Origin of the sequence: Gordonia malaquae (assembly GCF_037148075.1) — a bacterium.
In the GTDB taxonomy this organism is placed as follows: domain Bacteria; phylum Actinomycetota; class Actinomycetes; order Mycobacteriales; family Mycobacteriaceae; genus Gordonia; species Gordonia malaquae.
The window spans coordinates 633,562-647,214 of the sequence record NZ_JBBCUB010000001.1 but is presented as its reverse complement, the minus strand read 5'-3'; the positions used below and the strand labels follow the sequence as shown (position 1 = coordinate 647,214).

The 13,653-nt window shown below is 65.6% G+C and carries 12 protein-coding genes and 1 other RNA gene; 5 read left to right on the top strand and 8 right to left on the bottom strand.

Translation table 11 applies throughout. From position 1 onward, the window contains the following. Window positions 1-143: 143 nt before the first annotated feature. The 3 genes from WFK36_RS03120 to WFK36_RS03110 all read left to right on the top strand — a co-directional run bounded on the left by WFK36_RS03120 (window position 144) and on the right by WFK36_RS03110 (window position 5,266). Entirely contained in the window at window positions 144-1,805 is a 1,662-nt protein-coding gene (locus WFK36_RS03120; RefSeq protein WP_336789572.1) for a long-chain fatty acid--CoA ligase, read from the top strand. Window positions 1,806-2,178: 373 nt separating this feature from the next. Continuing rightward, window positions 2,179-4,197: a PhoX family protein gene (locus tag WFK36_RS03115; protein WP_336789570.1), complete on the top strand. Its 2,019-nt coding sequence runs from the start codon at window positions 2,179-2,181 to the stop codon at window positions 4,195-4,197. A gap of 43 nt (window positions 4,198-4,240) precedes the next feature. Beyond that, window positions 4,241-5,266 carry an alpha/beta hydrolase family protein gene (locus tag WFK36_RS03110; RefSeq protein WP_336789568.1) on the top strand — a complete coding sequence of 342 codons (1,026 nt, stop codon included), beginning with the start codon at window positions 4,241-4,243 and terminating at the stop codon, window positions 5,264-5,266. Window positions 5,267-5,531: 265 nt separating this feature from the next. Here WFK36_RS03110 and ssrA read toward each other — a convergent pair. After that, window positions 5,532-5,904: a transfer-messenger RNA gene (gene ssrA, locus WFK36_RS03105) on the bottom strand. A gap of 121 nt (window positions 5,905-6,025) precedes the next feature. On the opposite strand from ssrA, the gene WFK36_RS03100 reads away from it, so the two are divergent. Continuing rightward, window positions 6,026-7,777 (top strand): CocE/NonD family hydrolase, encoded by a 1,752-nt coding sequence (locus WFK36_RS03100; protein ID WP_336789566.1) that lies wholly within the window; start codon window positions 6,026-6,028, stop codon window positions 7,775-7,777. A 22-nt stretch (window positions 7,778-7,799) separates the two neighbouring features. On the opposite strand, the gene smpB is transcribed toward WFK36_RS03100, so the two are convergent. From smpB to WFK36_RS03065, 7 genes are read right to left on the bottom strand one after another with little or no spacing between them, the layout of a single operon-like run. Then, window positions 7,800-8,273, bottom strand: coding sequence for an SsrA-binding protein SmpB (gene smpB, locus WFK36_RS03095; protein WP_008375784.1), 474 nt, complete (start codon window positions 8,271-8,273; stop codon window positions 7,800-7,802). A 24-nt stretch (window positions 8,274-8,297) separates the two neighbouring features. Continuing rightward, entirely contained in the window at window positions 8,298-9,203 is a 906-nt protein-coding gene (gene ftsX / locus WFK36_RS03090; RefSeq protein ID WP_008375785.1) for a permease-like cell division protein FtsX, read from the bottom strand. Window positions 9,204-9,234: 31 nt separating this feature from the next. After that, window positions 9,235-9,921 carry a cell division ATP-binding protein FtsE gene (gene ftsE, locus WFK36_RS03085; protein WP_008375786.1) on the bottom strand — a complete coding sequence of 229 codons (687 nt, stop codon included), beginning with the start codon at window positions 9,919-9,921 and terminating at the stop codon, window positions 9,235-9,237. Window positions 9,922-9,950: 29 nt separating this feature from the next. After that, window positions 9,951-10,394 (bottom strand): Rv3103c transmembrane domain-containing protein, encoded by a 444-nt coding sequence (locus WFK36_RS03080; RefSeq protein WP_336789561.1) that lies wholly within the window; start codon window positions 10,392-10,394, stop codon window positions 9,951-9,953. After that, window positions 10,391-11,308 carry a mechanosensitive ion channel family protein gene (locus WFK36_RS03075; protein WP_336789559.1) on the bottom strand — a complete coding sequence of 306 codons (918 nt, stop codon included), beginning with the start codon at window positions 11,306-11,308 and terminating at the stop codon, window positions 10,391-10,393. The genes WFK36_RS03080 and WFK36_RS03075 overlap by 4 nt, the downstream gene beginning before the upstream one ends. Window positions 11,309-11,317: 9 nt before the next feature. Next, window positions 11,318-12,430 (bottom strand): peptide chain release factor 2, encoded by a 1,113-nt coding sequence (gene prfB / locus WFK36_RS03070; RefSeq protein WP_205329192.1) that lies wholly within the window; start codon window positions 12,428-12,430, stop codon window positions 11,318-11,320. A gap of 4 nt (window positions 12,431-12,434) precedes the next feature. Next, entirely contained in the window at window positions 12,435-12,803 is a 369-nt protein-coding gene (locus WFK36_RS03065; protein WP_336789557.1) for a hypothetical protein, read from the bottom strand. A gap of 50 nt (window positions 12,804-12,853) precedes the next feature. Between WFK36_RS03065 and hisN the strand changes: the two genes are divergently transcribed. Then, a complete protein-coding gene (hisN, locus tag WFK36_RS03060) occupies window positions 12,854-13,651 on the top strand; it encodes a histidinol-phosphatase (protein WP_336789555.1) in 798 nt (265 codons plus the stop codon). Window positions 13,652-13,653: the final 2 nt, after the last annotated feature.

Genomic DNA, 13,653 nt, shown 5'->3' with positions numbered 1-13,653 from the left:
CGACCGGCCTCACATTCCATCGTCTGCACCATTTCTCAGGAATGGTGCGCGGTTTCTGGTCTAATGTTGCAAACTAGCCGATGGAGAAGTGAAGCCGCTCACTTTCCGGCGAACCTATAGTCCGGTCCATCCGGACGGCGCGAATGAAGGAGACTCTCTTGATCCAGACCACGATGCAACGCGGAGCGCTGACGATTCCGAGCCTCGTCGAGTACAGCCGCCGCATGTTCCCGGAGGCGGCCATCCAGACCTGGACCGGCGAGTCGCTGCGCTCCCAGTCGTTCGCCGAGATCGCCGACACCGGCGCTCAGATCGCGCACGCGCTGACCAAGCTCGGTGTGGAGCGCGGCGATCGTGTCGCCACGTTCATGTGGAACAACAACGAGCACCAGGCGATCTACGCGGGCGTCCCGTCGATGGGTGCGGTCCTGCACACCCTGAACCTGCGACTCTCCCCTGAGCAGGCCGTCTTCATCATCAACCACGCCGACGACAAGGTGATCTTCGTCGACGCCACCGTCGCACCGATGCTCGCCGCGTACCTCCAGGGCACCCCGAAGGTGCAGCACGTCGTGGTGGTCAACGGTCCCGCCGACGCCATCACCGCGCCCGAGGGCATCACCGTCCACCAGTTCGACGAACTGATCGCAGGCGAGCCGACCACTTTCGAATGGCCGGACGTCGACGAGAACGACGCCGCCGTGATGTGTTACACGTCGGGCACCACCGGCGACCCGAAGGGCGTCGTCTACTCCCACCGCAGCATCTACCTGCACTCGCTGATCGTCACCACGACGATGGGCATGCGTCTGTCGAACGCCGACAAGATGCTGGCGATCGTCCCGATGTTCCACGTGATGTCGTGGGGTCTGCCCTACGCAGCCATGATGTGCGGCGCGACGCTGATCATGCCCGACCGCTTCCTGCAGCCCGAGCCGCTGCTGCAGATCATGGATGCCGCGAAGCCGACCCTGGCCGCTGCCGTCCCCACGATCTGGGCCGGCGTCTCGGCGATGCTCGACGCGAAGCCGCAGGACATCAGCCATCTCCGCGAGGTCGTCGTGGGCGGTGCGACCGTGCCGCCGTCGATGATCAAGAAGTTCGACAGTTACGGCGTCACCATCATCCACGCGTGGGGCATGACCGAGACGTCGCCGCTGGGCACCGTCGCCCGTCCCCCGGTGAGCGCCACCGAGGAGAACGAGTTCGCGTACCGCGTCACCCAGGGCCGCTTCCCGTCGCCCGTCGCCGCCCGCCTCATCGGCGACGACGGCACCGAGCAGCCGTGGGACGGCGAGTCCGCCGGTGAACTCGAAGTCTCGGGCCCGTGGATCACCGGCGCCTACTACGACCCGGCCGGCAACGTCACCGACGAGTCGAAGTTCAACAACGGCTGGCTGCGCACCGGCGACGTCGCGACCGTCACTCCCGACGGCTTCATGACGATCGTCGACCGCGCGAAGGACATGATCAAGACCGGCGGCGAGTGGATCTCGTCGGTGGAGCTCGAGAGCATCATCGCGTCGAACCCGACGATCGTCGAGGCCACCGTCGTCGGTGTGCCCGACGCGAAGTGGGACGAGCGCCCGTTCGTCCTGGCGGTCGTCCGCTCCGAGGAGGACGCCGACATCGACGCGCAGCGCAAGTACCTCGAAGATCTGGTTCCGAAGTGGCAGATCCCCGAGCGCTGGTCGTTCGTCACCGAGGTCCCCAAGACCTCGGTCGGCAAGTTCGACAAGAAGCGCGTCCGCAAGGAGTACGCCGAGGGCGACTACACCGTGCTCGGCGAACCCGACAACGGCTGAGATCCGTCCTCAGGTTGACGTTGTAGCGTGAATCCTGCGATACAACGCTCAATCGAGAGGAGAACCTCATGTTCGATCAGGCTCTGTGGGATGCGATCAACAGCCACGACGGGCTGCTCGGCGTCCTGACGCTGATCTTCTCCGGCGTCAAGTAGCGACCACGATTCACTGCTCCCCGGGAGTTGGACTGACAACAGTTCGCTCCCGGGGAGTTGTCGTATCCGTGGGAACGACTTGAGCCGAAGCCTGACGGCTGCGCCGCGTTCGTCTGTCGTTCAATCGGACGAAACCATCGCGTGAACCGGCATGCCTAACGTCACCGGAGTATCCGCCAGCCCATAGCGGACCCAGCACTCTGAGTGAAGGCATCTCCATGCGTATCCCGTTGCAGTTGTTCACCATCGGCGGAGCGGACGTCGGCCGTTCGGCCCGGTCCCGCACCACCTGCAAGTACAAGTGCGGCGAGGCGTGCTGGCACGAGCCCGGCAACAAGAGCGACAACCCCTATTTCCGAGACGTCGCCCGCACAGCACTGTCGCGTCGCACTGTGCTGCGCGGCACCGTGGGCGCCGTCGTCGCGGTCGGCGCCACGTCGATGCTCGCCGCGTGCGGCGACGACGGCGGCAGCACAGCGTCGAGCGGCCCCCTCGAAGGCATGCGCTTCGACCCCGTCACACCGAACACCGACGACGCCCTCCGCATCCCGAAGGGGTACCAGCAGAAGGTCGTCATCCGGTGGGGCGACCCCGTTCTGCCCGGAGCCCCGGAGTTCAACTTCGACGAGCAGACCCCCGAGGCGCAGGCCAAACAGTTCGGCTTCAACAACGACTTCGCCGGCCTCATCCCCATCACCGGGGAGAAGGACAAGTACTACCTGGTGGTCAACCAGGAGTACACGACCGAGCAGTTCATGTTCCGCGGCTACAAGGAGAAGGAGCCGACCGAACAGCAGGCGCGGATCTCGATGGCCGCGCACGGCATCACGGTCCTCGAAGTCGCCGGCTCGTCGAAGGACGGCTCCCTGACTCCCGTCATCGGACCCCGCAACCGTCGCATCACCGCCGACACCCCGTTCCGGCTCACCGGTCCGGCCGCAGGCACGGACCTGGTCAAGTCCAAAGCCGACACCGCGGGCACGACGATCCACGGCACCATCGCCAACTGCTCGGGCGGCATCACCCCGTGGGGCACCATGCTGTCCGGCGAAGAGAACTTCCCCGACTACTTCTCAGGTTTCGGGAAGGTGACCGACAAGACTGCGTCCGAACGTCTCGACCGGTACGGCTTCGAAGAAGACGCCGACTACCACCAGTGGAGTCGATACGAGTCGCGCTTCGACCTCGAGAAGGACCCCAACGAGGCCAATCGCTTCGGATACGTCGTCGAGGTCGACCCGACCGACCCGAAGTCGACTCCGCTCAAGCACTCCGCGCTCGGTCGTCTCAAGCACGAGTCGGCGAACATCCACGTCACCGCCGACGGCACCGTCGTCGCCTACACCGGAGACGACGAACGCTTCGAGTACATCTACAAGTTCGTGTCCAGCCGCAAGATCAAGGACGGCGACCTCCGACACAACATGGGCATCCTCACCGAAGGCACCTTGTACGTGGCCGAGTTCAGCAGCGAGAAGCCGGTCTCGGTCGACGATGCGGCCGGTTCCGGTCGCTGGCACAAGCTGATGACCGTCGCCGCCGACGGCTCTGCGACCTCGCACATCAAGGGCATGACGGCCGCCGAGGTCGCCGTGTTCACCCGACTGGCCGCCGACAAGGCGGGCGCCACCAAGATGGACCGCCCTGAGGACATCGAACCGCACCCGACCAACGGCAAGGTGTACTGCGCGCTCACCAACAACACCAAACGCGGCGTCGACGGCAAGCCCGGTCCCGATGCAGTGAATCCGCGCAACGAGAACAAGAACGGTCAGATCCTCGAGATGACCGACGATCACGCCGGAGAGACCTTCACCTGGGACCTGCTCCTCGTCTGCGGCGACCCCAACGAGGCAGACACCTACTACGGCGGGTTCGACAAGACCCAGGTCAGCCCGATCTCCTGCCCGGACAATGTCGCGTTCGATCCTCACGGCAACCTGTGGATCTCCACCGACGGCAACGCCCTCGACAGCAATGACGGCCTGTTCGCCGTCGCCCTCGAAGGCGACCGTCGCGGCGAGACCAAACAGTTCCTCACCGTGCCGCGCGCCGCCGAGACATGCGGTCCGATCATCGGGGACAAGCGTGTCATCGTCTGCGTCCAGCATCCCGGCGAGGAGGACGATCACTCGGCGGACAAGCCGTTCTCGCACTGGCCGGACGGCGGCGACTCGCAACCGCGTCCGGCAGTCGTCGCGGTGTGGCGTGACGGCTACGGTCCGATCGGCGGCTGACCAGGGGTCTGATGCACCCGAGTCCGCAGACTAAGCTCACACTGTGAGCCGCAGGAAGAAACTGACGCTGGCGGCGATCGGCACCATCGTGGCGCTGGTCCTCGGCGTCACAGTGTGGGTGCTCGTGGCGAACGACTTCAAGTTCCACGAGGAGCGCGTCACCATCCAGGGTCCGCGTGGTGAGCTGCACGGTGTCCTCGCCCGACCAGCGGCGTCGAGCGGCCCATCCGGGCTGGTGGTGTTCGTGCACGGTGACGGCCCTGCCAACGCGAGCCGCGACGACGCCTACAAGCCACTGTGGGACGCCTTCGCGAAGGCGGGTTTCGCCAGCCTCTCGTGGGACAAGCCCGGCGTCGACGGCGCCCCCGGCGACTGGCTCGATCAGTCGATGCAGGATCGGGCCGCCGAAGTCGACGCGGCGATCGCTTGGGCGCACACACGCGACGACATCGACACCACGCGTATCGGAGCGTGGGGCGTCAGCCAGGCGGGTTGGGTGCTCCCCGAAGTGGCCCGAGCACGGCCTGACCTACGGTTCATGATCCTCGTGGGCCCAGCCATCAACTGGCTGCGCCAGGGCGAGTTCAACCTGCGCGCAGACCTCGCCGCGGCGGGAGCGTCTCCCGACCGCGTGGCGTCCGAGTTGGGGCGTCGTGCCCGCCAGATCCAGCTCTTGAAGGCGGGAGCCGACTACGCGACGTATCGCGCGTCCGGGGTGGACCCCGATCCGATGACCGCCGAACGGTGGGGCTTCGTCTCGCGGAACTTCCGTTCGGACTCCACCGCCGACATCGCACGCATCTCGATCCCGACGCTGCTGATCCTCGGCGGTCGTGACCGGAACGTCGACGTCGCCGAGACCGAGCGCGTCTACCGGGCGACGATGCCGCCGAACACGTTGACCGTCAAGGACTTTCCTGACGGAACGCACAGCATGACGCGCAACGACATCGAGTACAACCCCGACGATCTGCGGGCCCTCGGACGCACGATCTTCGCCCCGAGGTCTATTTACGTGCCGGGTTACCTGGACGCACTCCGAGTGTTCGCCAAGCGGCAGGCGGGATGACACCGACGTGATTTACTGTGTCATCCGAATGATTCACCCAGACTAGGTAAAGAGGTCTTCATGTTCGATCAGTGGCTGTGGAACACCATCCAGGACAATCCCCACGTCCTCGAGGCTCTCACGCACGTCTTCTCCGGCGTGCAGTAACTCGACGCCCCTTCCGCAAGGCGCCCTCCGACCTCCCCGGGTCGAGGGCGTTTTGTCGTTCCGCAGGTGCCCTCGCCGACGAGAAAACCCCCGACCTGACGAGCAGGTCGGGGGCCTAGAGTGGAGCCGCCGGGAATTGAACCCGGGTCCTCCGTCACGTCAATGGGGCTTCTCCGTGTGCAGTCCGCTATGTCTCTACTTGGATCTCCCGGTCTCACGAACAAGCCGGGATGACGATCCCAGTCGCTGTTTGTTGTCCTGTCGCCGTCCGCGACCGGCGACGACAGTGAGTTCCCTAGCTGATGCCGGCATCCGGTTCCGGGAACTTAGAACCGGGCCGACAGACTAGCCTCGTTGATCAAGCAGCGAGTGCGTAGTCGCGCTGATTGGAATCGGCGCTTAATTGGTTGCTGCGACGCTTACGGTGGTCTCTAGCCTGCACCGACACGCTTCCCCCACCTCGATGCACGTAGTCGAAACCGATCGGCCCCTAGGTGGTGTCCCCCGTTTCCGGCGGACATCTAATGATAACCAACCTGCCGGGAAGAATCATCCCGTTATTCTCCATGCCCGGTGTCGCAGTCGGTTTCTCCTTGAGACCTGGGTAACGTCATGTGCGTGACGAGAACCAGATCACTCTGTATCCGTGCACTCGCCGCGCTCGCTGTCGTTGCAGTCAGTGCGACGGCGTGGCCTGGACCGGCTCACGCGCGTCCCCAGGCCGTCACCATCCAGACGCTTCACTTCGACGCGGGCGGCGGGTGCGACATCGTCGGCGACCTGTACACACCGTCCTCGGCGACTCGTTCGACGCCCGCGTCTGCGATCTTGACGACAAACGGATTCGCCGGATCGAAGGACGACCTCACAGGCTCGGCACTGATGTTCGCCAAGCGCGGGTACGTGGTCCTCGCCTACTCCGGACTCGGGTTCGGCGGCTCCGGATGCCGCGTCACGCTCGACACCCCGTCGATCGACGGCAGAGCCGCGTCGAAGCTCATCAGCTATCTCGGCGGGTCGAGTGGAATCGCCTACCGCGACCGATCGCATCGAGCCCCCGCAGCTCCCGTCAGGAACGTCCGGCTCGACGACCGCGGTTCGGACGGACGACACCACGCGTACGATCCACGGGTCGGCATGGTCGGCGGATCGTACGGCGGCCAGATCCAGTTCGCGACCGCCTCAGTCGACCCGCGCCTCGACACGATCGTCCCGATGGCGACGTGGAACGACCTGTCGTACTCCGTCTTCCCGAACAGCGTCGGCCAGACCCGGGGCGTCACCACGGCAACCCCGGGCGCCGCGAAGATCAACTGGGGCATGACGTTCGCCGCAGGCGGAATCGTCTCCGGCGTGACCGACCCCGCCGTCACCCCCGACCGGCTGACCGGATGTCCGAACTTTCCGCGCGAAGTGTGCGACGGGGTGGTCGAGGGGATCACGTCCGGCGTTCCCGAGCCGCGAGTGGTCGACAGGCTCCGAGCCGGATCGGTCGCCCGATATCTCGATCGGGTCCGCATCCCGACCTTGCTGATCCAGGGGCAGAACGACACACTCTTCAACCTCAACGAATCTCTCGCGACGTACCGCGGTCTGCGCGCCAACGGGGTGCCGACCGGACTCATCTGGTACTCGGGTGGTCATTCCGGTCCAGCCGCCCCCGGCGATTTCGACGAGAAACGCCCTGATCCCGCCAGGCAGTACGTCGCGCGACGGCAGATCGAGTGGATCGATCACTATCTCGCGGGCTCACCGGGGTCGACCGGGCCGACGTTCGCCTACTTCCGCGACTGGGTGTCGTACCGAGGAGACGCGGCTCCGGCGTATGCGACATCGGCCGAGGTCGACCTCGATTCCACCGTCACCTACCCGTTCGTCGACCGGACTGCGCACTTCACCACCCCGCCGTTCGGCCTGCCGACCACGGGCGACTCTCCCGACGGCCTCAAGTTGATCACCGCCCCGAGCCATGACGTCCCCGGCACGTTCGCACGTTGGGACTCGGCGCCTCTTCGAGGATCGACCGACGTCGTCGGTGCCCCGACCGTCAAGCTCCGACTGCGGACGAACGTCCGTCCGTTCGCACCTGTGGCGGACCGGCTGGTCGTGTTCGTGCGCATCCAGGACGTCGCGCCGTCGGGGCAGGTGACGACAGTGGGCGACCAAGTCGCGCCGACCAGGATCGCCGACCCCACCCGCCCGGCCACGATCACCGTTCCAGCGTTCGTCCACCGGTTCGACCGCGGCCATCGAATTCTAGTCCTGGTGTCCGGCGGTTCGACGAACTACCGCGGCGGCTCCGTCCCGGCGCCGGTCACGATCACCGCGGGCGCGCAACAGACGCTCACGCTGCCCATCCGCTGACCTCGTCAGCTCGGGTGAGCGCTCACATGCCCTTCACGCGGCGGCCGATGGTGCGCTCGACCTCACGCTTGGCCGTTCGCTCGGCGATGTCACGGCGTTTGTCGTGCGCCTGCTTACCGCGTGCAAGGGCGAGTTCGAGCTTGGCGTGACCATCGGAGAAGTACATCTGCAGCGGGACCAGCGTCAAGTTGCCGTCACGGATCTTCCCGATGAGATTGTCGATCTCGCGCCGGTGGAGCAGCAGCTTCCGTTTGCGCCGAGGTGCGTGGTTGGTCCACGTTCCGCTGCCGTACTCCGCGATGTGCAGACCGTTGATCCACACTTCGCCGTCGTCGATCGTCGCGAACGCGTCGACGAGAGACGCCTTACCCTCGCGCAGCGCCTTCACCTCAGTGCCCTGCAGCACCATGCCGGCCTCGTACGTGTCCAGGATGGTGTACAGGTGCCGAGCTTTGCGGTTGGTCGCGATCACCGCTTTGCCCTTCTCTCTAGGCACGATTCACCTCCTGATCACTCGTGTTCATTCGCGGACGTAGACGCGCAACGTGCCGTAGGCCGTCAGACCCGCCAGCAGGATGCCGGACAGGACGAGCCACGGAGAGACGAACCATACGTCGGCCGTCGTGATGCGCGCCAAGATGTTCACACCGTAGAGGTCTTCGAGCGCTTTGTCGAAGAAGAATATCTTGGCGAGGAACAGGCCGCCGATCGCGAGGAGCGCGCCGACGACCGCGGCGACCACCGCTTCCAGCAGGAACGGCAACTGCGTGTACCACCGCGTCGCGCCGACGAGCCGCATGATCGACACTTCCGTCTTGCGGGTGTACGCCGCTATCTGAACGGTGTTGACGATCAACAGGATCGCCGCGACGGCGAGGACCGCGGCGATCGCGAACGCGGCGTTCCGCGCGCCGTCGAGCACACTGAAGATGCGTTTGACGAGGTCACGTTGATCAAGGACACCGTCGACGCCCTCCGCCCGAGAGAACTTGTCGAGCACGTCGCCGAAACGACTCGGGTCGTCCATTCGGACGCGGAGCGCACCCTGGTACGCCTCCTTGCGGATGAAGTCGGCCAGTTCAGGAGAATCCTTCTCCCACGCCGCCTTCGCCGTGCGGAACGCCTGATCCTGGCTGATGAACGTCACCGAACCGACCCCGGGCTCGGCTTCGAGATTCGTCCGGAGCGTCGTGCACGGTGCGGACAGGCAGTTCGGGTCGGCCTTCGTCACGGCGTCGTTGATGAAGAACTGCATCTCGACCCGGTCGAGGAAGATCTTCTGGCTCTTGTCGGCCATCTGGATCACCAGCATTCCGCCGCCGAGCATGCCGAGGGTGATCGCGGTGGTCAGAACCATCGCGACAGTCATGGTGATGTTCCGCCGAAGTCCGTTGAGGACCTCGCGGATGATGAAGTTCGCGCGCATGAGGTGCTTGTCTCTCCTGTCTACGGTCGGCTCAGCCGATGCCGTACACGCCGTAGTCGTCGTTGCGGACAAGGGAACCGTTGTTGAACTCGACGACGCGACGGCGCATCGAGTCGACGATGTGCCTGTCGTGCGTGGCCATCACGACCGTCGTGCCACCCCTGTTCACTCGGTCGAGGACGTCGACGATCTCCTCACTGGTCTCGGGATCCAAGTTGCCCGTCGGCTCGTCGGCCAACAGCAGAGCCGGACGGTTGACGATCGCGCGGGCGATCGCCACCCGCTGCATCTCGCCACCGGACAGTTCCTGCGGCATGCGGTTCGCCTTACCCGCGAGTCCTACGTACTCGAGTGTCTCCGGCACCGCCTCGCGGATCGTCGACGCCGGCTTCCCGATCACTTCGAGCGCGAACGCGACGTTGTCGGCGACGGTCTTCTGCTGCAGCAGGCGGAAGTCCTGGAACACGCAGCCGATCGACTGTCGCAGCTTCGGGACCTGACGTCCCTTGAGCTTGTTGACGTGGAAGTCGCCGACCCACGTGTCGCCCGACGTCTGCCGGTCCTCTTTGAGAAGCAGACGGAAGAACGTCGACTTGCCCGAGCCGGACGGGCCGATCAGGAACGCGAACTCGCCCTTGTCGATCTCGAGCGTCAAGTCCGAGAGCGCGGGCCGGGTCGACTTCGCGTATTGCATCGTCACATTCGACAGCTTGATCACGCTGACCAAGTGTACTGATGATGCACCCGTCAGCGACCGGTGCTGGTCTCCGGCGTCGTCGTGTCGGTGTCCCGGTCGGCCGTCGGAGTGGTGCTCAACCGGGTCTCGGCGGGTGCCGATCGGCGTGGATTCGCCGGCTCGTCCGTCGTCGACGTGTCGGTCGGCTCCGTGGTGTCCTCGGTGGTCGTCGGCGTCGATTCCTCCGTCGATGTCGGCGCTTCGGGTTGTGTGGTCTCCGGAACCGGTGTCTGCCGCGTCTGCGTCACCGGTGCGGTCTTGTCCTCCGGCGGGTTGTAGTGCCCGGACGAGAACCCGTAGAACGCCAGCAGGCCGAGCCAGACTGCGCACAGCACAAGCGTCGTGGTGCGCAGTCTCGTGTGGTAGACGTGCCGCATCCGATGCGCGAGCTTCTCCAGGCGGGTCTGGGGTTCGACGGGCACCGGATTGCGCCCGCTCGGTGTCGGGTCGATCATTCCGCGCTCCCCTCGGTCAGGTCGTCGGACGCAGTGGCCTCGGCGGACGTGGCGTCGACGCCGTGCTGCCAGAGACCGAACACAATCTCCGACCGCAGCGCGCGACCGACTCCGAACTGCTGACCGGGCAGCGTGCGCGCGACGATGCGGACGGTCAACGAATCGAGTTCGAGGTTGATCACGCCCAGCGGCGTCGGTTCGTCGAGCAGCAGGCGATGCCATTTCGGGTCGGCGTAGAAGCGGCGGCCCACCTCGCGAAGGGTCTCGTTGACCACGTTGATGTCGGCGTCAGCGGGGACGGGGACGTCGACGACGGCTCGCGCCCAGTCCTTCGACAGATTCGTCGACTTGATCATCTGGCCGTTGGGGACGGTGATCAGCTCGCCGTCCGAACTGCGCAACCGCGTCGCGCGGAGAGTGACATCTTCAACGGTGCCCTCGGCGTCGCTGCCGGACACCGACAGCTTCACGACGTCGCCGTACCCGTACTGGTGCTCGGCGATGATGAAGAAGCCTGCCAGCACATCTTGCACGATGCGTTGTGCACCGAAACCGAGCGCGGCGCCGAGCACAGCACTCAGTCCCACGAGGCTCGATGTGGTGACCCACGACGACAGCAGTCTCAGTCCCACCACGACGACGACGATGGCGATGAGAGTCCAGGCCACGACGTCGACGAGTGCCCGACGATGCTTCATGTCCTCGGACTGGACGATGTCGTCGCTGTTCTCGAAGCGCGTCACCGTGCGCTGGGAGTACTTGTCTGCGGCCCAGCGGATGCAGCGGACCAGCAACATCGCTCCGACGATCCACAACAGGATGCTGACGAAGTCGACGGCCAGCCATTCTTCCCACTTCCGCATCCACGATGGGAGCCCGAGAGTGTCGACGAGGTACGTGACCTGCGGCTTCATAGGCGAGCCCTACGCGTTCTCGTCCATCCGCCAGCGGATGCCCGCTTCGATGAAGCGGTCCAGGTCGCCGTCGAGGATGGCGCTCGGGTTGTTGCTCTCCACGTTGGTCCGCAGGTCTTTGACCATCTGGTACGGCTGCAAGACGTACGAGCGCATCTGGTTGCCCCAGCTGGCGCCGGTGTCGCTCTTGAGGGCGTCCATCTGGGCGCGTTCCTCAAGACGCTTGCGCTCGAGGAGCTTGGCCTGCAGGACGCGCATCGCGGCGGCCTTGTTCTGCAGCTGACTCTTCTCGTTCTGACACGTCACGACGATGCCCGTCGGAACGTGGGTCAGGCGGACGGCCGAGTCGGTCGTGTTGACCGACTGTCCGCCGGGGCCCGACGAGCGGTAGACGTCGACACGCAGATCGTTCTCGTCGATGTCGATGTGGTCGGTGGTCTCGACGACGGGCAGCACCTCGACCTCGGCGAACGACGTCTGTCGTCGACCCTGGTTGTCGAAGGGGCTGATGCGGACCAGGCGGTGGGTGCCCTGCTCCACAGAGAGAGTCCCGTACATGTAGGGTGCCTTGATCGCGAAGGTCGCCGACTTGAGACCTGCTTCTTCGGCGTACGACGTGTCGTACACCTCCACCGAGTGACCGTGCTGCTCAGCCCACCGGATGTACATGCGCATGAGCATCTGCGCCCAGTCGGCAGCGTCGACGCCGCCCGCACCGGAACGGATGTTGACCAGGGCCTCGCGCGGGTCGTACTCACCGGCGAGCATGGTCTTCACTTCCATCGCGGCGATGTCGCGCCGCAGGTCGGCTCGCTCGGCGTCGGCGTCGGCGATCGCGGCGGCCTGGTCGTCGCCCTCTTCGGCTTCGGCGAGTTCGTAGAGAACCGGCAGATCGTCGAGCCGTGACCGGAGTTCGGTGACGCGCCGCAACTCACTCTGGGCGTGGGACAGCTCGCTCGTCACCTTCTGCGCGTGATCCTGGTTGTTCCACAGGTCCGGATCGGACGCCTGCATCTCCAACTCGTCGATACGGCGGCGGAGTTCGTCGAGATCCACCACTTTCTCGACCGTGGTCAAGGTGGCGTCGAGCGATTCGAGGTCGGCAGAGGCTTCGGGATGCACCCGGTCAGCCTACCGAGTCGGAGAGGGTCCCGAAACGCCAGGTGGATTCCTCTTTACCGGGCTTGTACACGACGGGCCGATCTTCACCCGGCCTCGGCTCGACAGCTCCGGACGGCAGGACCACGCGCCCGTACACTTCAATCCCCGGCGCATCCGGACCGATGATCGTTCCTGCGATGGTGCAGGTTCGGGCGCCGTTCCGGTCCATGGCGCCGCTGGCCGCACTTGTGATCGTCATCGTGCCGTCGACGAATCCGCGGCCGGCCGAGGCCATGCCGAACCCACCCGCCGGACCGTTTCCGCGTGACACTTTCAGCAGGATCACACTCACGATCAACAGCGCGGTGAACAGGACGAGTATCCACGACGGCATGGCCTCACCCTACCGTCGCGGCCTGCGTACTTTCTCGGTAGCGTTGCCGCGTGGCCACTGACTCCGCAGGTTCCGAACACGCGTCCGATCTCGCCCTCGCCCTCGAGCTCGCGACTGCCGCAGACGCTCTGACTTCCACCCGCTTCGGCGCACTCGACCTCCAGGTCGATTCGAAGCCGGACCTGACTCCGGTGTCCGACGCCGATCTCGCCTGCGAACGACTGTTGCGGGACCGGCTCCAGCACGCCCGGCCCGACGACGCCGTGCTCGGCGAGGAGTTCGGCGGCGACCAGGTGCTGCAGGGCCGCCAATGGGTGATCGATCCGATCGACGGCACCAAGAACTTCGTCCGCGGCGTCCCGGTGTGGTCCACGCTGATCGCTCTGCTGGTCGACGGCGTTCCCGTTGTGGGAGTGGTCAGCGCGCCCGCATTGAATCGGCGATGGTGGGCGTCGGCGGGTGCGGGTGCGTTCACCTCGCACGACGGGGTCGAACGCTCGATCAGCGTCTCGAAGGTCGGCGACCTCGCGTCGTCGTCACTGGCGTTCTCGAGCCTCTCCGGCTGGAAGGACCTCGGAATCCGAGATCAGTTCATCGACCTCACCGACAGCGTGTGGCGGGTCCGCGGGTACGGCGACTTCTTCAACTACTGCCTCGTGGCCGAGGGTTCGGTTGACGTGACCGCCGAACCCGAGGTGTCCCTGTGGGACCTCGCTCCCCTGGACATCCTCGTCCGCGAGGCCGGCGGGCGGTTCACAGCCCTGGACGGGAGCGCCGGGCCCGCAGGCGGCAGCGCCGTCGCGTCGAACGGGCTGCTGCACGACGAGGTCCTCGCCGCTTTGCGATGAGC